Source organism: uncultured Senegalimassilia sp. (genome assembly GCF_934636665.1).
Lineage (GTDB): Bacteria > Actinomycetota > Coriobacteriia > Coriobacteriales > Eggerthellaceae > Senegalimassilia.
Window position 1 is genome coordinate 55418 of sequence record NZ_CAKUAT010000001.1, and the last position, 21192, is coordinate 76609.

The 21192-nt window shown below is 64.8% G+C and carries 16 protein-coding genes; 8 read left to right on the forward strand and 8 right to left on the reverse strand.

Annotated features, from left to right (window positions below):
- Window positions 1–152: 152 nt before the first annotated feature.
- Together Q0G75_RS00310 and Q0G75_RS00315 are read left to right on the forward strand one after the other, a co-directional pair.
- Window positions 153–1271, forward strand: coding sequence for a 5-methyltetrahydropteroyltriglutamate--homocysteine S-methyltransferase (locus tag Q0G75_RS00310; RefSeq protein WP_294414494.1), 1119 nt, complete (start codon window positions 153–155; stop codon window positions 1269–1271).
- A 214-nt stretch (window positions 1272–1485) separates the two neighbouring features.
- Entirely contained in the window at window positions 1486–4623 is a 3138-nt protein-coding gene (locus tag Q0G75_RS00315) for a diguanylate cyclase (RefSeq protein ID WP_294414495.1), read from the forward strand.
- 18 nt (window positions 4624–4641) lie between these two features.
- Here Q0G75_RS00315 and ung read toward each other — a convergent pair whose 3' ends face one another.
- On the reverse strand, window positions 4642–5373 hold the full coding sequence (ung, locus tag Q0G75_RS00320) for a uracil-DNA glycosylase (protein ID WP_294414496.1): 732 nt from the start codon (window positions 5371–5373) through the stop codon (window positions 4642–4644).
- Between the two features lie 310 nt (window positions 5374–5683).
- Here ung and Q0G75_RS00325 point away from each other — a divergent pair, with 310 nt between their 5' ends.
- Entirely contained in the window at window positions 5684–7072 is a 1389-nt protein-coding gene (locus tag Q0G75_RS00325; protein ID WP_294414497.1) for a DHA2 family efflux MFS transporter permease subunit, read from the forward strand.
- A gap of 3 nt (window positions 7073–7075) precedes the next feature.
- On the opposite strand, the gene Q0G75_RS00330 is transcribed toward Q0G75_RS00325, so the two are convergent.
- The 5 genes from Q0G75_RS00330 to Q0G75_RS00350 all read right to left on the reverse strand — a co-directional run bounded on the left by Q0G75_RS00330 (window position 7076) and on the right by Q0G75_RS00350 (window position 13502).
- Window positions 7076–7498, reverse strand: a complete 423-nt coding sequence (locus Q0G75_RS00330) for a potassium channel family protein (RefSeq protein ID WP_294414498.1) — start codon at window positions 7496–7498, stop codon at window positions 7076–7078.
- On the reverse strand, window positions 7491–8867 hold the full coding sequence (locus Q0G75_RS00335; RefSeq protein WP_294414499.1) for a chloride channel protein: 1377 nt from the start codon (window positions 8865–8867) through the stop codon (window positions 7491–7493). The genes Q0G75_RS00330 and Q0G75_RS00335 overlap by 8 nt, the downstream gene beginning before the upstream one ends.
- Before the next feature lie 332 nt (window positions 8868–9199).
- Window positions 9200–9724: a hypothetical protein gene (locus Q0G75_RS00340; protein ID WP_294414500.1), complete on the reverse strand. Its 525-nt coding sequence runs from the start codon at window positions 9722–9724 to the stop codon at window positions 9200–9202.
- A 406-nt stretch (window positions 9725–10130) separates the two neighbouring features.
- Window positions 10131–11180, reverse strand: a complete 1050-nt coding sequence (locus Q0G75_RS00345) for an inorganic phosphate transporter (RefSeq protein WP_294414501.1) — start codon at window positions 11178–11180, stop codon at window positions 10131–10133.
- 366 nt (window positions 11181–11546) lie between these two features.
- Window positions 11547–13502: a fructose-1,6-bisphosphatase gene (locus Q0G75_RS00350; RefSeq protein ID WP_294414503.1), complete on the reverse strand. Its 1956-nt coding sequence runs from the start codon at window positions 13500–13502 to the stop codon at window positions 11547–11549.
- Between the two features lie 246 nt (window positions 13503–13748).
- Between Q0G75_RS00350 and Q0G75_RS00355 the strand changes: the two genes are divergently transcribed.
- The 3 genes from Q0G75_RS00355 to Q0G75_RS00365 all read left to right on the forward strand — a co-directional run bounded on the left by Q0G75_RS00355 (window position 13749) and on the right by Q0G75_RS00365 (window position 15970).
- Window positions 13749–14243: an S-ribosylhomocysteine lyase gene (locus Q0G75_RS00355; RefSeq protein ID WP_294414504.1), complete on the forward strand. Its 495-nt coding sequence runs from the start codon at window positions 13749–13751 to the stop codon at window positions 14241–14243.
- Between the two features lie 118 nt (window positions 14244–14361).
- Window positions 14362–15078 (forward strand): 5'-methylthioadenosine/adenosylhomocysteine nucleosidase, encoded by a 717-nt coding sequence (locus tag Q0G75_RS00360; RefSeq protein ID WP_294414505.1) that lies wholly within the window; start codon window positions 14362–14364, stop codon window positions 15076–15078.
- A 193-nt stretch (window positions 15079–15271) separates the two neighbouring features.
- Window positions 15272–15970 (forward strand): class I SAM-dependent methyltransferase, encoded by a 699-nt coding sequence (locus Q0G75_RS00365; protein ID WP_294414506.1) that lies wholly within the window; start codon window positions 15272–15274, stop codon window positions 15968–15970.
- A gap of 127 nt (window positions 15971–16097) precedes the next feature.
- Here Q0G75_RS00365 and Q0G75_RS00370 read toward each other — a convergent pair whose 3' ends face one another.
- Window positions 16098–17009: a LysR family transcriptional regulator gene (locus Q0G75_RS00370; RefSeq protein ID WP_294414507.1), complete on the reverse strand. Its 912-nt coding sequence runs from the start codon at window positions 17007–17009 to the stop codon at window positions 16098–16100.
- A 253-nt stretch (window positions 17010–17262) separates the two neighbouring features.
- Between Q0G75_RS00370 and Q0G75_RS00375 the strand changes: the two genes are divergently transcribed.
- Complete coding sequence (locus Q0G75_RS00375; RefSeq protein ID WP_294414508.1) at window positions 17263–18498, forward strand: polymer-forming cytoskeletal protein; 1236 nt, start codon at window positions 17263–17265, stop codon at window positions 18496–18498.
- Between the two features lie 99 nt (window positions 18499–18597).
- Here Q0G75_RS00375 and Q0G75_RS00380 read toward each other — a convergent pair whose 3' ends face one another.
- The gene (locus Q0G75_RS00380; protein WP_294414510.1) at window positions 18598–20040 is read right to left on the reverse strand and encodes a sodium-dependent transporter; all 1443 of its coding nucleotides are present in this window, start codon (window positions 20038–20040) and stop codon (window positions 18598–18600) included.
- 279 nt (window positions 20041–20319) lie between these two features.
- Here Q0G75_RS00380 and Q0G75_RS00385 point away from each other — a divergent pair, with 279 nt between their 5' ends.
- On the forward strand, window positions 20320–21180 hold the full coding sequence (locus Q0G75_RS00385; RefSeq protein WP_294414511.1) for a pyridoxamine kinase: 861 nt from the start codon (window positions 20320–20322) through the stop codon (window positions 21178–21180).
- Window positions 21181–21192: the final 12 nt, after the last annotated feature.

A 21192-nucleotide genomic window follows, 5' to 3' on the forward strand; every position in this document is an offset into this window, starting at 1 on the left:
CGCCGGCACCCGACACCGCGCGCCGCCCGCGCAGCCCACCTACGTATCCATTCCTTTTAGCTATACATATCCCTACCAAACCGATAGTTTTCTATCGCGCAGGCCTGTGGCATCCTTTCCCTCGCAACACAAGCGACGAAAGGACGCAACCCATGGCCATCACCAACCCTCCCTACGCATACGACATCGTCGGCAGCTTCCTGCGCCCCGAGGCACTCAAGCAGGCGCGCGCCGATTTCGCCGCCGGGACCATCACGCGCGAGCAGCTGACCGCCGCCGAGGACGCCGCCATCGCAGACTTGGTGGAAAAGGAGAAGCAGGCGGGCCTGAAGGCCGTCACCGACGGCGAGTTCCGCCGCGCCATGTGGCACCTCGACTTCCTGGAGGGCCTGCAAAACGTCGAGCACGTCGACGCCGAAACGTGGTCGGTCGAGTTCAAGGGCCCCAAGCCCAAGGGCGCTCAGCTGGTGTTCCGCGACAAGATCGCCTTCGGCGACCACCCGTTCCTGGCCCATTTCGCCAAGCTGCGCGACATCGCCAGCGACTATCCGGTGAAGCTGACCATCCCCGCGCCCTCCATGCTGCACCTCATCCCCTGCGTGCGCGGCAAGGCCACGTACCGCCCCATCGAGCGCTACGCCGATGAGCAGATGCTCTTCGACGACATCGTCGAGGTGTACCGCGACGCCGTGCGCGCCTTCTACGACCTGGGCTGCCGCTACCTGCAGTTCGACGATACCAGCTGGGGCGAGTTCTGCGACCCGGCCAAGCGCGAGGCGTACGCCGCCGAGGGCATCGACGTGGACCAGGTGGCGAAAAACTACGTGGACGCGATCAACCGCATCCTTGAGGCAAAGCCCGCCGACATGACCATCACCACGCACATCTGCCGTGGCAACTTCCGCTCCACGTGGTTCTCCTCCGGCGGCTACGAGCCCGTGGCCGAGGTGCTGTTCGGCGGCGCGAACTACGACGGCTTCTTCCTGGAGTACGACTCCGACCGCTCCGGCGATTTCGCCCCGCTTTCGCACATCCGCGACCAGAAAGTGGTATTGGGCCTGGTCACGTCCAAGTTCCCCGAGCTGGAGAACGAGGACGACGTAATCGCGCGCATCCACGAGGCGGCGCAGTACGTGCCGCTCGAGCAGCTGCGCCTGTCCACGCAGTGCGGATTCTCCTCCACTGAGGAGGGCAACGTGCTCACCGAGGATGACCAGTGGGCCAAGATAGCCCTGGTACGCCGCATCGCCGAGCGCGTCTGGGGCGAGTAGGCCGCCAGCGCCCGCAACCGAACCCGATACGTTAGGCCCGGAACAATAATTCCGGGCCTAACTTGTTTTGACGCGGGATAACGCCTGACGCAACGCTGGTTCCGAAAATGGCACCGCTCTGACTTTACAAACCTGCGCAACGGTCCACCCGAAGCGACCCATGATAGAATCGCCATTAATCTCAATCGGATTCCGCATATAGCAAAGGCTTGGGATGAACAAGCGCACCACCAGCAAAGTCAGCCGAATCTCGCGCGTCCTCATGACGGCGCTCACCATCGTGCTCATCTTCTTGTTCCTCGACATCATGTCGCTGGTCGCAGACATACAAGGCACCGCGCGCGTGGTGAACTACGCCGGCTTAGTGCGCGGCACCACGCAACGCATCGTGAAGATGGAGGATGCTGGGCTTGCGCAAGACAAGATGATCGAGTCCGTGGAATCCTACATCGACGGTCTGCGCTATGGAAGCGATGACCTGGATCTGGTGCGCCTTGACGACGAGGCCTACCAGGCGAAGATGACCGAGCTAGCCGACCGCTTCGCCGACCTTCGCACCGAGATCGAGCGCGTGCGCGAAACCGGCTACCAAGACACCGACATCATCGCGAAAAGCGAGGCCTTCTTCGAACTCTGTGACCAGACCACCGGGCTGGCGGAGGAATACTCGCAAGAGAAGGCCTCATCTCTCGATTACCTTGAGAACATCGTCATAGCCGATATCGTGGGCCTGCTGACGTTGTTCGCCATCGAGCTTGTCCGCGCACTGCGCACCGCGGCCCTGAACAGGCAGCTGCAGCGCAAGGTGTACCTTGACGAGGCGACGGGCCTTCCCAACAAGAACAAATGCGAGGAGATCTTGTCGCAGGTCGAGCCCATCCACCCCGAAAGCCCCTTAGCCGTGTTCGTGTTCGACCTGAACAACCTTCGCACCATCAACAACAACCTCGGGCACGAAAAGGGCGACGAATACATCCGCTCTTTCGCGCTGCAGCTGGCGAAGGTGCAAAGCCCCCTGTGCTTCGCTGGCCGCTATGGCGGCGACGAGTTCCTAGCGGTGCTGCGCGACGCCGATGCCGCGCAGGCCGCGGCGCTGCTCGACCGGATAAGGCGCGACGCCGATGAATATTCTCAGGCGCATCCCGATATGCCCGTCAGCTATGCCGCAGGCTATGCCTTGTCCAGCGAATTCGAATCCCCCACCATGCGCGAGCTGTTCCGCCAAGCGGACAAGAACATGTACATAGACAAGAACAACGCGCGCCTTGCCGAGACAGCGGCGCGTCAGCGGCAAAACGAGCGCATCCTGAAGCAGGTTTCCGGCCTTGGATTCCATTTCTCCAACTGCATATACTGCGACGCCAAGCTCGATCAATACCGCATCCTGCGCGCATCGTCGAACATGTTCCTGGCCGACAGCGGAAACTACTCGGGCGCTGTCGAGCAGTTCGCATGCTCGCTGGCCTGCGAAGACCAGCGGTTGGAGATGCGCCGCACGCTGCAGCTGGAAACGCTTCGCGAACGCCTTACCCCGCAAAGCGAGCCTATTGAACTGGTGCTGCAAAGCCCCAAGTGGCGCGGTCGCATCACCGCGCTGTACCTTGACGGCGCCGAAAAAGGGGCGCTCCATCATTTCGTGGTCGCCCTCGAGCCGTTCTCCGACGGCACCGCAAGCGAGAAGCAGCAGCTCTCCCGCTACTATGACCAGCTCAAGCAATCCATCCTCGAGAACAGCGGCGGCTACGTGGACGCGCTGCTCGATTCGGCGCAGGCGGCGTATTCGGTCGATCTGACCAACGACCGCCTTGAACAGGTATTCTTCGAGCCCAATGGGGGCTTCACCGAGCAGAATCTACAGCTGCCCTGCTCCTACACGGCCTTTTGCCGCAAACATGCCGGATCGATCACCGAGGGCACGCTGGAAAGCTATCAGCTGGCGGATTGCTCGGAGAAGCTGCTTGCGCGCTTTAAGGGCGGCGCGAACGAGGTGACCATCGAGTTCAGCGAAATCAAGCCCGACGGCAAGATGAAATGGCTGCAAAAGGTCGTGCTTATGTCTCAGGACTCGCAATACCGCGCCGACACCCAAGACGAAGTGCCCATCGTTCGCGGCATCGTGCTGCTCAAGGACACCTCGGCGTTCCACGAACAGGAGCAAGCGGAAAAGCACCGCCTTGAGCAGGCACTGCAAACCGCCGACTCCGAGAGCAAGGCGAAAACCGAGTTCATGAACCGCATGAGCCACGACTTCCGCACGCCCATCAACGGGATTTTAGGCATGCTCAACATCATCGAGGCAAGTGAGCAGGACCCCGCGAAAACCCGCCAATGCCTGGACAAGATCCAGCTTTCAGCGAACCATCTGCTCGACCTGGTCAACGACGTGCTCGACATGAACAAGCTGAACTCTGGGCAGGCGGTGCTCGAACAGGACGAGTTCGATCTGCTGGAGCTGGCCGATGACGTGGAATCGCTCGTTGCCGCGCAAATGCTGGAAAGCGGCATCTCCCACGAGCGATACCGCAAGGACGTGCAGCATACCCAGCTCATCGGCAGCGACCTGCGGTTGCGCCAGATCATGCTCAACCTGTTCAGCAACGCCATCAAGTACAACAAACCCGGCGGGCGAGTGGACACCTACATCACCGAGCTTTCCTGCGACGGCGATACAGCGCTATTCGAGTTCAAGATCGCCGACACCGGCATCGGTATGAGCGAGGAATTCGTGTCCGAGCACCTGTTCAAGCCGTTCACGCAGGAGCAGAACGGCGCGCGCACCCGCTACCAGGGCACCGGCTTGGGCATGTCCATCGTGAAAACGCTCATCGACGCCATGGACGGCGCCATCAGCGTGCAAAGCACACCCGATGTTGGAACGGAGATAACCTTCACGCTCCCGTTCAAGATAAACGACAACGTAGCGGCGCACCCCGAACGCGCGCAGGCCGCCCTGCAATCCGAGGGTTCCCTTTCCGGCAAGCGCGTACTGCTCGTGGAGGACAACGACCTGAACATGGAGATCGCCGAGTTCTACCTGGACCACGCCGGCGCCGCCGTGGTCAAAGCATGGAACGGCAAAGAAGCGATCCAGATGTTCGCAAACTCGAAGCCGGGCACGATCTCGCTGATCTTGATGGATTTGATGATGCCCGTCATGGACGGCTACGAGGCCACCCGCGCCATACGCGCGCTCGACCGTCCCGACGCCTCCACCGTGCCCATCATCGCCATGACGGCCAACGCCTTCGACGAGGACCGCAAGAAGTCGAAGGCCGCCGGGATGAACGCGCACCTGGCGAAACCGCTTGATATGCAGGCGCTGCTGTCCGCAGCCGGGCGTTTCTGCAGATAAGCCGCAAAACGGCGCTGCCTACCCCGCAAGCACGCTCTGCCAGTCGATAGGCCGCTCGCCCGCTTCCCGCAAGATGCGATTGACCTGGGAATACGGGCGCGACCCCATGAACGCGGGCAGCGTTGCCGTGGCACGGTTGGCCGAAAGCGGCGAAGGGTGTGTGCTCCTGAGCACATGCTTGTTGGCAAGCGATGCGGCCGCAGGGCCCGCCTCCACGGCGTTCCATGCCCCGTCCACCAAATCGATGGCGTGCTTGCCCCAGGTCAGGAACACCACGGGCTGCGGCACCTCCAGACAGCGGCGCACCACGTGGTCGGTGAGCACCCGCCAGCCCAGCTTGGCGTGCGACGCTGCGGCGTGTTCACGCACCGTGAGCGTGGTGTTGAGCAGCAGCACGCCCTGCGCAGCCCACGACGTCAAATCCCCGCTCTCGGGCATGGGACACCCCAGGTCGGCGGCCATTTCCTTATACATGTTGCGAAGGCTGGGGGGCAGCTTGCAGCCGACGGGCACGGAAAACGACAGCCCCATGGCCTGTCCCGGCCCGTGATACGGGTCCTGGCCCAAGATGACCACCCGCACATCCTCAGGCGCGGTGAACGCAAGCGCATTGAGGATATCATCTTGCGGAGGGTAAATGGTCTGCGCATCTCGCATGGCCTCCACCTGCGACAACAGTTCCAGCGTGGTTTCGCGCACCTGCACAGGCGCGGCATCAAGCCACGCGTTCACGTTCTCGTTCGAGCCCATGGGGCCTCCTTCTTATATACAGGGAAACGCCGGCAAGCGGGGCTTCCCGATTGCGTATCGGCGGTGCGGGCAGAGAGCGGACCCCAATCAACGTAGCGAATCTTAACCGCCGAACACCGCGGACCCTGCAAGCTAAACGCTTTCGCACCAGCGATTCCAAAGTTTATCCGTACCCAGCAACGATAGCCGATGTTACCCGGCGCATCTCGCCCACCTCGCTTCGCCATTCGATTATCATCTATCGAATGCTTTACCAACGGCCGTCCGGTGCCGCCCGCGCCCGACGGCCGAACTACGTCAAGGAGATTGAATGGGTTTGGGAATCGCGAAACACGAGCTGAAGATGCTGACGTTGCTGCTATCGGGCGCCTTCCTGACCGTGCTCAACGCCACGCTGCTCACGCCGGCGCTGCCCGCCATCATGGACGATCTTGCCATCGGCCCCACCACCGCCCAGTGGCTGACCTCCGGCTACACGCTCACCGAAGCCGTGGTCATCCCGCTTGCGGCCTACCTGATGGGCCGTTTCACCACGCGTCGCCTGTTCATCGGGGGCATGGCGTTGTTCGGCGGCGGAAGCCTGCTAGCAGCGTTGGCACCCGCCTTCCCCGCGCTGCTTGCCGGCCGCATCATGCAGGCCTGCGCCACCGGCTTCATCATGCCCATGGTGTTCAGCGTCGTGCTGCTGGTCATCCCGCGCGAGAGCCGCGGGTCCGCCATCGGCGTGGTCAGCCTCATCGTGGGGTTCGCGCCCACCATCGGCCCGTCGCTTTCCGGCGTGCTCGTCGACACGGTGGGCTGGCGCGCCATCTTCGCCATCGTCACCGCCCTTTCTGCCGCCATCGTCGCGTTCGCCGTGAAGGGCCTGCAACCTTACGGGAGCCTAAGCCGTTCGAAGTTCGATGCGCCCTCCGTGGTGTTTTCGACGTTGGGCCTGGTCGGCCTGCTGTACGGCCTCTCCTCCTTCAGCTCCTCGAGCAACCTTGCGGCCATGGCGGCGCTGACCGCGGCAGGCCTGGTGCTCGTGGGGGCCTACGCCTGGCGCCAGCTGCACCTTGGCGAACCCATGCTGCGCCTAGACATCCTGAAAGTGCCGCAATACCGCATCACGATCATCATCGTCGCGCTTATTCAAACCGGCCTGATCGGCCTTCAAACCATCATGCCCCTCTACATCCAAGGCACGCTCGGCCTCAGCGCCGCCGCCAGCGGCATGGCCCTTTTGCCCGGAGCAGTCATCGGTGCATTCGCCGCGCTGCTTGCGGGCCGCATGTTCGACAAGCTCGGGGTGCGCCGCCCCACGCTCATAGGCACCGCCGTCTTCGCCGCAGGAGCAGCCTGCTTCCCGTTCCTGTGCGGCGATTCGCCCATCGCGCTGGTGACGGCGGTGTACACCGTTTTGGCGGTGGGCATCCAATTCGCCTCGGCGCCCGTGAACACCTGGGCCATCAACGCGCTTCCCAACGACGCCGTCCAACATGCGCAATGCACCGGCAACACCATCAACCAGATCGCCGGCTCGTTCGGCACGGCACTGCTGGTGTCCGTCGCTGCGGCGGCCTCGAACGCCTCGCAAGGCATCACCGGCGCGCAGACCGCATTCGCCGGCTACCATGCGGCGTTTTGCGTCACCGCAGCGCTTATGGCCTGCGCGATCGTCTTGACCGTGCTTCTGGTGCGCGACCGGAAGCGCCTCTGAGCGCTACTTCCCGCGGCGGTACTCCTTCACGCGTTTGCAGAACACGGCCAGCTCTCCGGGCGTCATCTCGTCGAGCCGCTCCAGGTTCTCGGCGAAATGCGCCAACGTGCCCTCCTGGCGCTGCCGCAGCATGGCGTTGCAATAGCTGACCACCACGCCGGTGATCAGGGCGATGTAGAAGATGCTCACCACGCTGAGCAGCACGGTGGCGATGCGCGCCACCGGCCCCGCCGCCGTCACGTCGCCGAAGCCGATGGTGGAAACGGCCTGGAAGCTGAACCACATACCGTCGCCGAACGTGTTCGCCACCGGGTCGGCAAGCCACACCGCCAGCGAGCACAGCAGGAACACGACGACGAACAAGCAGGTGATGGGGCCGAATCCCGCCTGACGCTCGATCTCCACGAGCATGCGCAGCCTACGCATGGCGCTCCCCTTCCCCGTCCGAAGAATCCGAGCCGAACGCGTCTTCGGCGCCGTCGGGCGCATCTTCCGCCTTTTGCGGGCTCAACGCCCGCGGCAGCGGGATGGCCGCGCCGATGGCAGCCGCGGCCAGCATCACGATCACGCCCTTGAGCGGGAAGCACATGACCAGCAGAAGCGCCGCCATAAGCGGCTGGCGCATGACCGCGCCCATAAGCGCCGAGGTGCACGCGGCAACGCAGAACACCGCATCGGCACCGCTGATCTGGGCAAAGCCGTAGCCAAGCGCGATGCCCGAGAAGATGACCGGGAAGAAATGGCCGCCGCGCCAGCCAAGCTTGATGCACGCGGGGGCGAGCGCCGCCTTCACGAAGCCCGTCGCCACCAACGCGCCCGCCGGGATGGCGGTCCAGCGCGCCATGAGCAGGGTGGACTGCGTTTCGCCGGCGAACATGGTATAGGGAAGCGCCATGCCGCAAAGCGCCAGGGCCAAGCCGGCCAGCATCGCCTTGGCGACGGGCCTATCGCCCATGCGGCGCGCCAACGCGCCGGTAGCGGCGCCCGAGGCATGGTAGGCCCAGCCGCACGCCGTGCCCGCAAGCGCCAACGGCACCAGCCATGCAAGCTCGCGCGGCCCCACGCTGGCCGCCGTGAAACGCGGCAGACCGCCCCCGCCGCCGATCAGCTCGGCAAGCCCGAAGAACGCGCCGAGGGCGCCCACCACGGCGCACAGGTACACCGCCGCCTTGCCGGCGCGCGGCAGCTTGATATCCACCTCGCCCTCCGGCACGCGCCCGTCGGCAGTGCCCGCAAGGGGCGCGGCGAAGCCGTAGAGCGGGGCGGTGAACAGGGCCGTCAGCGCCGCCTGCGTGCCGGCAACGGTCATGGCGCGGAAGTCGGCGCCGAAACGGCGCATGCGGTCGCCCACCCACGTGCACAAACCGGCGATCACGCCCGTCAGGCCCGCCTCGGGACCCACGCTGCCGCCGAACAGCAGCGGCAGCAGCGCCGAGAGCGAACGCTTGCCAAGGTGGTCGTAAGGGTAGCGCCCTTCGCCCTTCACCTTGCCCATGACCACGTTCAGGTCCTCGGGGGCGAAGCCGACATGCTTGTCGTACAACCCGATGGCAAGGCCGCCGATCAGACACACGATCAGCGGCCACGCGGCGAACCCGAACGGCCCCGACGCCAGCGCCGGCACCTCCTGGCCCGCCGCGGCCCCGAGCATCTGCGGCAGCTTCTCCCACAAAAGCCCCAGGCCGATGTCCATGCAGAAGAAGAACGCCCATACGAACGCGCCGGCGATGGCGCCCGTAATCAGCACGCACAGCGCGAACAGCAACCGGTTCGCCGGCTTGGCAAGCTTGCCCATGAGAACCCCTTGGCATCAAGCTGCGAACCGGACAGGTGCGCAGCGTTGCGGATATGTCAACCATATTGTAACCGTTGACCCGCCGGGCAAGGGGAAGGCCCTCCCCCAACACGACATGCCCAAGCCGCAAGGGGAATCATCAACCGGGCGCCAAGCAGACAACCGTCGCATGCAACTTGCCGGGAAGGCATGCTTCGATCCGCCATAAGCCCAAGATGAAGCCGCCGCGCGCAAGGACCCGGAAGCCCAATCCGCTTCGACGCCCGACGCCGATGCGCGTCGCGCACGCAACGGTCCCACGCAACCGCAAAGCCCTAGAGCGCGCGGCCACCCTAGCCTTCGGAAACCTCCACCACGTCCGTGACGACCTCAAGCGGGCATTGCGCCACTACAGCCTGGCCCCTGTCGCCCAGATCGATCAGGGCAGAATCGCCTTCCTGCGGGGTGACGCGGAAGGAGATGGTGTTGCCGGAAGGCGCGTCGGTGATAGTGACCTCTTCGCCGTTGGAGGTGGCGTTGCCCACCCACGACTCGTAGGTGCCGTCGGCGGCCCGCACCGCCAGGATGCGCTGAGTCCCGTCGTCGGTGAGCGCGTAGTACACCGTTGCGCCATCATCGGTCTTGCCCACGTAAGCGCCGGTCACCTCCTGGATCACCTTGGTGACCATCACGGGGTCCGCGCTCGCCGCGCCGGCGTCGCCCTGCTCGACCACGGCTGACTCCTCCACCACCTGGCCGTTGTCGTCGTTCGAGTTGCCGCTGCAACCGGCAAGCGCGCCGCCCGTTATGGCCAGCGTCGCCGCTATCGCCACCGCCGCCGATGCACGTTGCACGCCCTTGATATGCTTCTCGTTCATGTTGCGCTCCTATCGCGTCCGTTCGGGCCCTATTGCCCGACGCCGCAGTATAGGAGCGGCGAAACCCCCGCGCCGCGCCCGTCCGGCAACCGTTTCCGCCCCATAACCGACCCGTTCACAGCACGCCGCCATCCCGTTGCCCTCCCGTTGGGAATGCGGTTCAAGCGTCATGCACGCAAGCGGCCGACTACGACGCCGCTACGCAACGAAGACTTCGTGAAGCAACGCCGAGCACAGGTGCCACCACCCACGCTGCCGTTGTATGCACACCTAAAGCCCCGTGCGCACCAAGGCCCGAGCAACGAAAAACCGCCTTCCGCACCTGGTTCCCCAGGAAACGGAAGGCGGCTCGAGAATCGATCGGGGGCAAACCCCCTAAAAGCGCCGGCAAGCAGCGGACGCGGCTTTACGCCATCATCATGAACAGCTTCGCCAGCACGAAACCGATAAGGCCACATGCCGGGAACGTGATCACCCATGCCAACAGCATGTTCTTGGCGATGCTCCAGTTCACGCGCTTGATGGAACGGCTGGCGCCCACGCCCATGATGGCCGACGTGTTGCAGTGGCCCGTAGACACCGGCATGCCGGTCAGGCTTGCGAACAGCAGCGTGAACACCGTGGAGAAGTTGGCGGCAACGCCCTGGTACTTCTCCAGCTTCACCATGTCCATGCCCACGGACTTGATGATGCGCTTGCCGCCCACCACCGTGCCGGCCGAGATGGCCAACGAGCACGTGATCATGACCCACATGGGGAAGCCGCCCGCGTCGGGCGTGGAGCTGCCGAAGGAAAGCGCGATGCCCAGCATGGCGATGGACATGAACTTCTGACCGTCCTGCGCACCATGCAAAAACGACAGAGCCAGCGCGCACAGGTCCTGGATGGCGGTGAACACGATATTGGCCGCCTGGCGGTTGGCCATCTCGAACACGCACTCGATGATCTTCGTGAACACCCAACCCAGCGCAAAGCCCGCCAGCAGGGAGAACACCATGCCGTAGATGACCTTGACCCACTCGGAGGGCACGACGCCCGCCCAGCCGTTCATGGCCACCGCACCGCCGGTGATGCCGGCGATAAGGGAGTGCGATTTCGAACAGGGGATGCCGAAGAACCAGCAGAAGATGCCCCAGCCTATGGCGCCGATCATGGCCGCCACCAGGGCGAGCAAGGCGGCATCGGTGTTTCCTGAGAAGTCGACCATGCCGAACATGGTCTTCGCCACGGCCGTGGAGATGAACGTCATGCCCACCAGGCCGACGAAGTTGAATACCGCGGCCAAGCCGATGGCCGTGTTCGGCTTGAGGCAACGCGTGGAGACCACCGTCGCGATGGCGTTCGGCGCGTCGGTTGCGCCGGACACCGCGGTAACGCCGATGATGAGCACCAAAATAACGAACAGGATAGGCTGAGCCATAGCCTGCGCAAGAAAGTCAGCAAACGTAAGCGCCATGCAATTCCCCATACTCGTAAGAGTTACATCAATTTTTTGACGTACGCCTAACAATACTACATTCGGCCATGCGAGCGCTATGCCTTGAACCCAGCTTCTTCCATCAACTTTTCCGCACCGCACGCCACCGGGCGCCCGAACGTCGACGGCTCCCCCGACAGCCCGCCTGCACCGCCGCCCCCGATACGCAACGGTCGGGGCGAAACACGAACAGGGGGACGGAGCGTGTTCGGGAAAAGGCCTTTGCGAAACGCAAGCTTTTTTCTGAACACACCTCCGTCCCCTGCTCACCAGAACGCAACGGTCGGGGCGCCGCCGCACAGCAGCGCCCCGACCGCAAAAACGGATAAGCCGTCCGACCCGGCGTTAGCGCCCGCCCTCGGCGATCTGGCCGTCCCGATACGCCTCAAGCAGCTGCTCGAGGTCCTCGACGCGACGGCGGATATCGGCGCCGTCGTCGGTGTCGGCCACCAGCGTGCGGTGCTCGACACGCTCGACCACGCGGCGGCTCGAGTGGATGTCGAGCTCCTCGACCACCGCCGCCTCCGCGGACTTCAGCGGCTCGTGCGCCGCCAAGATGAACTCGTAGGAATTGTCGATGAGCGTATAGCCGGCGATGCCCGTGGTGGGCTGATAGGCCCTCGAGAACCCGCCGTCGATCATGAACACGCGCCCGCCGCACTTCACAGGGTCCTCGCCGTCCTTGACCTTGACCGGCACGTGCCCGCACACGATATGCGACGTCTCCGGGTCCATGCCGAAGTCCTCGAAGATGCCCGCGATTACGCGCTCGTCCTCGATAAGCGTGTAGAAGGGGTTCTTCACCTCCTTGCGCGCGGCCTTGTCGGCAATGAGGTACAGCTCGAAGGTAGCCATCTTGCTCTTCGCGAACAGCGGGCTTCCCTCGCCCAGCCACAGGTACCACAGAAGGTCGCGTCCGCGGCGGCTTTCCTCGGCATCATGGCTGAAGAACGCGGCGCGCACGTAGCGTTCCATCACGTCGTAAAGCGCGCGGCCCTTGTAACGGTGCCCGAACACGTCCACTTCCTTCAAGCTTCCGTCGGCGTTGAGCGGCACGCAGGCATGGAACATGAGGTTGCCGTTGCGGATCTTGTACAGGCTGCCCACTTCCAGGAAGAAGCGCATGTGGCGCTGCAGCTTCTCGCATCCGGTGAACGCGGCCTCCAGGCGGCACATCACCTCTTCCTCGGCCGGCGTGAGCGCGAAGGGGTTTTGCGGGTCGACCGTCGGGAACACGCGGTCGGTCAGCGGGTATTCCACACCGTCGACCACCACGGTACCCGCCTCGTAATCGATCTTGTCCAGCAGCTTGCGGCTCTCCAGCCCGAACTCGGGGTACTCGTCGATCAGCGCCGCCTCCACCTTGAACTGGATGATGGCCATGGCCTTCTGGATCTTCACGTTCATCTCGAGCTCGGACGGCGGCAGGTCGGGGTTGCCCTTCAGGCCGAAGCCGACGCACGGGTCGTCGCGGTACGCGTCAAGAGCGAAGCTTGCCAGCGGCAGGATGTTGATGCCGTAGGCGTCCTCCAGGATGGACAGGTTGCCGTAGCGGGCGCAGTTGCGCACCACGTGCGCGATGCAGCCGCGCTGCCCGAGGGCCGCGCCCATCCACACGATGTCGTGGTTGCCCCACTGGATGTCGACCTTGCGCTGCGCCTGCAGCGTCTCCATGATGACGTCGGGGTGCGGGCCGCGGTCGTAGATGTCGCCGATGATGTGCAGCTGGCTGATGGCCAAGCGCTGGATAAGCTGCGCAAGCGCCTCGATGAGCGCGATGCCGCGCCTGGTGCGCACCGCCGCGTCGATGATGCCGGCATAATACGCTTCCTTGTCCACGCCGTGGTTATCCTCGCTCATCAGCTCCTCGATGATGTAGGCGAACTCGGCGGGCAGCGCCTTGCGCACACGGCTGGTCGTGTACTTGCGCGTAGCGCGCTTGCACACCGCCACCAGGCGCGGCACCACGGTGGCGTACCAGGCGCGCTCGTCTTCCACGCCCGCCAAGATCAGCTTCGCCTTCTCGCGCGGGTAGTAGATGAGCGTGGCCAGCTCGCGCTTTTCGGCCTCGGTGAGCTGATCGCCGAACGCTTCGTCCACCTTCAGGCGGATGGAGCCCGAGCCGTTGCGCAGGATGTGGCTGAACGCCTCGGATTCGCCGTGGATGTCGGAGCAGAAGAACTCCGTGCCCTTCGGGAGGTTCAGGATGGCGCTCAGGTTGATGATCTCGGCCGCCGCCAGCTCCTGGGTGGGGAAAGATCGGGCCAACAATTCCAAGTAGCGCTTCTGATCCGCTTCCATGAAAACCTCCTCAGGTCATCGCACAGTGATGGCACGATGGTACCGCGCGCAGCCCTCCCCCGCACACCCGCACCGGTAAACGGCGCAACCCGAACGCGGGCGCGCCCCGCGCCGGGCGCCTGACCGCGCGGAGATTTTCTTGTTCGCATACCGATCGGCGTAGCGGGTTGCTTGCGGGCGGTACAATAGGCGCTGCGAACCGACGGCGACCACGTTGCCGTTACCTATATATAGCAAGGAGCATCCATGGAACGCATTGCAAGCTTTTCCGTCGATCACCGCGTGCTCGAGCCCGGCGTGTACGTGTCGCGCCGCGACTCCGACGCCGCCACCGGCTGCACGACCACCACGTTCGACCTGCGCATGACCGCCCCCAACCGCGAGCCGGTCATGGACACCGCCGCCGTCCACGCCATCGAGCACCTCGGCGCCACCTTCCTGCGCAACGATGCCGAATGGTCGACCCGCGTGATCTACTTCGGCCCCATGGGCTGCCGCACCGGCTTCTACCTGGTGGCCTTCGGCGAGCTGGAATCCGTCGACGTGGCCGACCTCGTGCGCCGCATGTTCTCCTTCATCCGCGACTTCGAGGGCGAGATCCCCGGCGCCAAGCCCGAGGAGTGCGGCAACTACCACGACAACGACCTCGTGCAGGCGAAGTGGTGGGCACGCCGCTACATGGCCAACACCCTCGAGGTGCTCGACGAGGCGCACACGCACTACCCCGCCCTGCTCGACTAGCGCAAGCGCACCAAGCGGGTCCAGCCCCGCATCGAGCTAACGAACCGAGGAAGCGCGGTGAGGTGGCCGCACAGCCGCCGTCTCACCGCGCTTCCCTTCCCCGACCAGAAAGCAGCTTATGACTACGAGCTTCAACACCATGGGCATCATCGGCGCCATGGACGTGGAAATCGCGCTGTTGCGCGAGGAGATGGCGAAGGCCGGCGCGGTGAAGATCACGCGCATCGCCGGCATGGAGTTCAACGTGGGCACCATCGGCAACGCCACCGTCATCGTGGTGCAGTGCGGCGTGGGCATGGCGAACGCCGCCACGTGCGCGCAGGTGCTCATCGACCGCTTCGGCGTGAGCGCGCTGCTCAACACCGGCATCGCCGGCTCGCTGGACGCGTCCATCAACATCGGCGACATCGTGGTGGCCGACGATGCGGTCAACCACATCATGGACGTGCGCAACCTGGGCTACGCCGCAGGTCAGACGCCGGGTCTGGACACGCTCGCGTTCCCCTGCAGCCCGGCGCTGTCGAAATCGGCCATCGCCGCGGCTTCGGCGATCGGCGCCACCACGCACACCGGCCGCGTGGCCTCGGGCGACCGCTTCGTGTGCGACAACTTCGAGAAGCAGCGCATCGTCGAGACGTTCGGCGCGAAGTGCTGCGAGATGGAAGGCGCCGCCATCGCGCAGGTCGCATGGGCCAACGGCGTGCCATGCGCCATCGTACGAGCCATCTCCGACAAGGCCGACGGCTCCTCGTCCATCGACTACCCCACGTTCGAGGCGCAGGCGGCCCGCAACAGCGCCGCGCTCGTCATCGCCATGCTCGAACGCCAAGGCTAGCGACACGCGGAACCGGTGCCGCGCGTCGTGCGGCACCGAACCGCTCACTCAGCACACCCGGGCTCAGGCTGCATTCGCGCTCCCGCCCGCGCGGCACTTCGGAAAACCCGAGTCGCGCGAACCCGCGGGTCCGGCTCAAACCCAGGCCCACAGCCCCAAATTCCCCTAGAACACGACGATCGGACGCTTCCCCATGACCTTCGACGACAACATGCTTCCCACCATCGACGACCCCGCCGTCAGCCTGGTGCGCGACGATCGCGGCCTGGCGCTGGTGGGCGAAGGCATGGAGCTGCGCTGCGACCTGGCGGGCATGCTGCCGCGCATCAAGCCCGGCAGGCTCTCCCGCGAGCTGCTCGTCCGCGCCGCGCGCGTCAAGGGCGTCGATCAGCCCCGCGCCATCGACGCCACCGCCGGGTTCGGGGAGGACGCGCTGCTGCTGGCCGCGGCCGGCTTCCACGTGCAGCTCTTCGAGCACGACCCCGTCATCGCCGCGCTGCTTGCCGACGGCCTGGCGCGCGCGGCCGCCGACCCGCAGCTTGCGCCCATCGCAGCCCGCATGCGCCTGACCAGCGGCGACAGCGTGCAGGCACTTGCCGCACGCGCGTCCATGGACGTGGCCAAACCCGACGTGGTCTACCTTGACCCCATGTTTCCCGCGCGGCAGAAAAGCGCGGCGGTCAAGAAGAAGTTCCAGCTGCTGCACCACCTGGAAGCGCCCTGCACCGATGAGGAAGGGCTGCTGCACGCGGCCATTGCCGCCGGCCCGCGCAAGGTGGTCATCAAACGCCCGGCGAAAGGCCCGTTCCTGGCCGGCATCAAGCCCAGCTACTCCATCGACGGCAAGGCCGTGCGCTACGACTGCATCGTCCCCGCCAGCATGAAGCTATAGAACGCGAACGTGAACAGGGGACGGAGGTGTGTTCAGGGTTAACCTTTGGGAATGAAAGGTCGATTCTGAACACACCTCCGTCCCCTGTTCACGCCCTATCGTGCCCGACGCTTCGCCCGCAGGCTGCTTAGCTCTCCACCTTCGCGTACAACTTCATAGCCGCCACGAACGCCTCGCCTATCGCGTCGAGCGTCAGCCCGCGCGGCATGACGTAACCGATGTGCATGCGCTCGCCCGAGCGGATGGGCACCGCCGTGATGGCGCCGCGCTGCAGAAACTCCGGGTACACGCCGCTGGTCACGGTATAGGCGTCGGAATGCAGCATGAAGCTGGTGGCGAAGCCGCGGTCGCTCACCTTCACCGTCTTCGCCGAGGGCGCCCACAGCGGCTCCTCGGAAAACGCCGACGACTCGTAAGCCCCCTGCACGAACGACAGCTGCGGATACGGGTACAAGTCGTCAAGCGAGACGCTCTCCCGCCCCGCAAGCGGATGCCCGATGCGCAGAAACACGTGCGGCACCGCCTCGAACAGCTCGTAAAACTCCAGCTTGTTGCGGTCGAGCACGCGCCCCACCGCGCCCTCGTTGGCGCGCGACAGATACATCACGCCCAGATCGCTGTCGCATCGCGCCACGTCGTCGATGATCTGCTGCGTTTGCGTCTCGTTGAGCACCAGGTCGAACCTGCCCGAACCCACCTGCTGCGCAACGTCCAGAAACGCCCGCTCCACGAACGTGAAGTGATGCGAGGACACCGCGAAGCGCATGCCCTCGGGCTGATTGCCGCCGTAGCGACGCTCGAGGTTGTCCATCTGCAGCACCACCTGCCGCGCCCGGCCCAGGAACTCCATGCCCTCCTTCGTGGGCGTGGCGCCGGTGTTTCCGCGGGTGAACAGGGAAAACCCCAGTTCGCGCTCCACGACCGACACCGCCTCGGACAGGCTGGGCTGCGAGACCGACAGCACACGCGACGCCGCCACCATCGACCCCGTCTCGGCGATCTTCAACATATAGCGCATCTGCTGCAGCGTGATCTTCATGCCAACCCTTCCGGCGAAAAGAGAAACCTTCGAAAGCAAAGTATACGTCACAGCCCGTACCAACCCTCAAACGCCCACATGAGGGAGAAGATACGCTGCAACTCGGATTCGCCATTTCGGTTACCCTCTCTTTACCCGCCGGCGCGCGCGAGCAAGTATACTGGCGGAAAGGGGAAAGCCGCTGCGCGAAGGGGCTTTCACGCGACGCCGGGGCCGCCGTTGCGTCGCGCAAACGCAAACGGAGGAGGACATCATGACCGCCATTACGCTTCTCATGGGGCTCGCGCTCGTCGCGCTTGCAGGCGCGGGCATTGCCGCATGGGCTCGCAACGCCCGGATAACCGGCGCGAACGCGCCGGGCGTGCTCGCATGCGCCGCCGTGGCCATCGCAACCGTCGGCACGCTCGCCATCGCCCCGGCGATGCCGGCGTTCGCAGCGGACGAATCGCATCACGCAGACGACGGCCACGCCTGGTCAGCCGACGAGATTGCCGACGATACGAGCGGCCTGTTGGGAGACGACATCGTCTGGTTCGGCCAAAGCAAGCTGTTCACGAAGGCGACCGTTCCCAACGACATCCTTGCCGCGGGCCAGTCCATCGCCGTAAGCTCGTGCAGCGTGCCGGGCAGCATCCGCGCAGCAGCAGAGGATATCGCCATCAGGGGCGCCGACGTGGCGCACAGCATCACCCTTGCCGCTAAAGACGCCACGGTGAGCGACACCACGGCGCAGGCGGTGGCCATCGCCGCCGGCGACGCAAGCTTCTCCAGCGAATGCGATGCGCTCTACATCTGTGCCGAGCACGCCACCATCGACGGAACCGTCCACGGCGACGTCGTGGTCAACGCCGACTCCGTGCAGCTTGGCCCCAACGCCCGCATCGAAGGCGCCGTACGAGGCTCCGCCGGCCATCAGCCCGAGATAGCCTCCGGCGCACAGCACGGCGCGCTGGAGCTTTCCATCAACACGGAAGACGACAAAGCCGAACCCGCATTCAATGCGGTCAGCACCCTGCTGGGGGTGGCCTATGGCGCCCTCGCGTGCCTGGTGACCGCGGCGGCAGCCGAATGGCTGGCGCGCAAGCATACCGCAAACGCCGCCAAGCTGGCGAAAACGCGCACCGGCTACCTGGTCGCCTCCGGTATCATCGGCGCCATCGCAGCGCCCGTGGCGGTGATCATCCTGTGCTGCCTGGTGGTCACGCTGCCCATCGCCGGCGCCGCGACGTTCGCCCTGATCGCGCTCACCATCGTCTCGGGCGGCTTCACCGCCGCGGCGCTGGGTAAGCTGGTCTTCAAGAACCTGGGACGCTTCCCCGCGGCGCTTGCCATGGGCGCCATCCTGGGCGCGGCGTGCGCGCTTCCCTATATCGGCAAGCCGCTGGCCGCCGCCTGCTTCATGTTCGCCCTAGGCTACCTCATCCAAAACACGTTCCTGGGACTGACGAACCGCAACGAGGGCGCGCCGACGCAAACGCCCACGGCATAACCTGCGCACCACGCAAAAGGGGCTCGACGCGATCCAACGCGTCGAGCCCCTTCGTCATAATCAACCGATTCTTGCAGTCAACCCGAACAAGGGAACGCCCTAGGCAAGCCCCAGCCAGATGGCCACCTTCGGCGCGTATCCCAGCACGAAGATCACCACGATCAGCGCCGGGATGCCGTACTTCAGCCACAGGCGCGTCCAGCGCGGGAACTTCACGCCCTCGCCCTGGTCGGCCTCGGCCAGGAAGTTCTCCCAACCCCAGCCGCGGCGCGTGGTGCAGAACAGCACGAACGCCAGGCTGCCCAGCGGCAGCATGTTGTTCGACACGATGAAGTCCTCGATGGACTGGATGTCGCCGATGGCCGGGATGGTGACGCCCGACAGCACGTTGAAGCCCAGCGCGCACGGGATGGAAAGAACCAGCACCAGCACGCCGTTGAAGATGACGGCACGGCTGCGCATCATGCCCCATTTATCCATGGACCAGCTGATCAGGTTCTCGAACACCGCGATGACGGTGGACAGCGACGCAAACGCCATGAACACGAAGAACAGGCAGCCCCACACGTTGCCCAGCGGCATCTGCCCGAACACCACCGGCAGCGTCACGAACACCAGCGACGGCCCCTGATCAGGCGAAACGCCATAAGCAAAGCACGCCGGGAAGATGATGAGGCCCGCCAGGATGGCCACCACGGTGTTCAGCGCGGTGACGGAGACGGCCTCGCCGGTAAGGCTGCGCTGCCGCCCGATGCGCGAGCCGAAGATCTCCATGGCCGCGATGCCGAGCGACAAGCTGAAAAACGCCTGGCCCATGGCCGCATACACCGCATCACCGAACGTCGACCACCCGTCGGCGAACAGGCGCCCGAAGTCGGGCACCAGGTAAAACGCGATGCCCTCGGCAGCACCGGGCAGCGTGACGGCACGGATGCACAGCGCGATCATCACCACGAACAGCGTTGCCATCATCACCTTCGTGACGCGCTCGACGCCCTTTTGCAGGCCCAAGCTGCACACCAGAAAGCCGATGACCACGGCCACGACCATCCACCCGATCAGCCATGCGGGATTCTCCAGCATGCCGTTGAAGGCAGCCCCCGCGAAAGCCGCATCGGCGCCATTGAACATGCCCGACGCCATTTGCGGCACGTACGAGATCATCCATCCGCACACGGTGGTGTAGAACATCATCAAGATCATGCAGCCGATATAGCCCCACCACGAGAACCAATGCCACTTCCCGCTCGGCTGCAGCTTATCGAAGGCCTGCGCGGCCGAACGCTGCGAGGCGCGCCCCACGGCGAACTCCATCACCATGACGGGCATGCCCAAGATCACCAGAAACACCAGGTACAACAGCACGAACGCCGCTCCGCCGTACTCGCCGGTGATGTAGGGGAAGCGCCATACGTTGCCCAATCCGATCGCGCATCCGGCGCTGATCAGGATAAATCCCAGCCGCGACGCGAAGTGCTCGCGCGAAGCCGGCGCCTCCTTGCCCGACGCCGACGCGGGCGCCTGGGGTGCGTTTTCCGCCATATCCATTCCCTTTCCCAACGCAAAAAGACGGCCACCTCGGGCAACCGCCCCCATAACAAGCTGAAACGTGGCACCCGCGTGCGCAGGCGCAACGCCATATGGTACCACTACCGCCGCCCGCCGCCGCCCACCCTCTTCTGGGTGGTTTTGCAGAAAAACGCCCAGAACCCCACACTCGCGAAAACGGAATCCGCGGGCATTCTTCGCCGCACGAGGCCACCCCGCCCGCGGCTCCCTTATAATGTGCGCATAAGGAAACATCCCAAGGAAAGACGCCCCGTGAGCACTACCGAACCCGCCGACACCACCCTGCCCAACCACAACAACCAGAAGAAAATCGCGCTCATCAACGACTTCACCGGCTTCGGCCGATGCTCGGTGGCGGTACAGCTTCCCGTCATCTCCCAGCTTGGCGTGCAATGCTGCGTGCTGCCCACCTCGGTGCTGTCCAACCACACGGGCTTCCCCAGCTACAGCTTCCAGGATTTCACGCCCTACATGCGCGAGCACATCCGCGAGTGGCGCAAGCTCGGCCTGAAGTTCCGCGGCATCTGCACGGGCTTCCTGGGATCGGCGGAGCAGATCGCGGTGGTCAGCGAGTTCATCGACGAGTTCGGCGGCCCCGATTGCATCGTGATGGTCGATCCCGTCATGGGCGACGAGGGCCACCCCTACGGCACCTACACGCCCGAGATGTGCGAGCGCATGGCCGAGCTCACGGCGAAGGCAGACATCATCACCCCGAACCTCACCGAAGCGTGCATCCTGGCAGGTGTGCCCTTCAGCAAGGACATGACCTGCGAAGATGCCGCGGAAATCGCCCAGCAGCTATCGCAAACCGGCCCTGCGCGCGTAGTGGTCACCGGCGTGGAGTTCCAAGACCGCGTGGCAAACGTGTGCTACGAACGGGGCCGCACACCCTTCACCATCCAGACCGCGCGCCTGGGCGGGCAGCGCTCCGGAACCGGCGACGTGTTCTCCGCCATCCTCATCGCCGACGCGGTCAACGGCGTGCCGCTGGACAAGTCGGTGGAGAAGGCATCGCATTTCGTGTGCACCTGCGTCGAGCGCGCCATCGAGATGGACCTGCCGCGCACCGACGGCCTGCCCATCGAGGAGGAGCTGCGTAACCTGCGCTAACGCCACGCGCCG

What these genes read in the sequence shown, in the direction of transcription:
- Q0G75_RS00335 (WP_294414499.1), bottom strand. Translation starts at nt 8,867, where the DNA reads ATGGGCAAGCTTGCCAAGCCGGCGAACCGGTTGCTGTTCGCGCTGTGC.
- Q0G75_RS00355 (WP_294414504.1), top strand. Translation starts at nt 13,749, where the DNA reads ATGGAACGCATTGCAAGCTTTTCCGTCGATCACCGCGTGCTCGAGCCC.
- Q0G75_RS00310 (WP_294414494.1), top strand. Translation starts at nt 153, where the DNA reads ATGGCCATCACCAACCCTCCCTACGCATACGACATCGTCGGCAGCTTC.
- Q0G75_RS00315 (WP_294414495.1), top strand. Translation starts at nt 1,486, where the DNA reads ATGAACAAGCGCACCACCAGCAAAGTCAGCCGAATCTCGCGCGTCCTC.
- Q0G75_RS00365 (WP_294414506.1), top strand. Translation starts at nt 15,272, where the DNA reads ATGACCTTCGACGACAACATGCTTCCCACCATCGACGACCCCGCCGTC.
- Q0G75_RS00345 (WP_294414501.1), bottom strand. Translation starts at nt 11,180, where the DNA reads ATGGCGCTTACGTTTGCTGACTTTCTTGCGCAGGCTATGGCTCAGCCT.
- Q0G75_RS00340 (WP_294414500.1), bottom strand. Translation starts at nt 9,724, where the DNA reads ATGAACGAGAAGCATATCAAGGGCGTGCAACGTGCATCGGCGGCGGTG.
- Q0G75_RS00360 (WP_294414505.1), top strand. Translation starts at nt 14,362, where the DNA reads ATGACTACGAGCTTCAACACCATGGGCATCATCGGCGCCATGGACGTG.
- Q0G75_RS00375 (WP_294414508.1), top strand. Translation starts at nt 17,263, where the DNA reads ATGACCGCCATTACGCTTCTCATGGGGCTCGCGCTCGTCGCGCTTGCA.
- Q0G75_RS00325 (WP_294414497.1), top strand. Translation starts at nt 5,684, where the DNA reads ATGGGTTTGGGAATCGCGAAACACGAGCTGAAGATGCTGACGTTGCTG.
- ung (WP_294414496.1), bottom strand. Translation starts at nt 5,373, where the DNA reads ATGGGCTCGAACGAGAACGTGAACGCGTGGCTTGATGCCGCGCCTGTG.
- Q0G75_RS00370 (WP_294414507.1), bottom strand. Translation starts at nt 17,009, where the DNA reads ATGAAGATCACGCTGCAGCAGATGCGCTATATGTTGAAGATCGCCGAG.
- Q0G75_RS00380 (WP_294414510.1), bottom strand. Translation starts at nt 20,040, where the DNA reads ATGGCGGAAAACGCACCCCAGGCGCCCGCGTCGGCGTCGGGCAAGGAG.
- Q0G75_RS00350 (WP_294414503.1), bottom strand. Translation starts at nt 13,502, where the DNA reads ATGGAAGCGGATCAGAAGCGCTACTTGGAATTGTTGGCCCGATCTTTC.
- Q0G75_RS00330 (WP_294414498.1), bottom strand. Translation starts at nt 7,498, where the DNA reads ATGCGTAGGCTGCGCATGCTCGTGGAGATCGAGCGTCAGGCGGGATTC.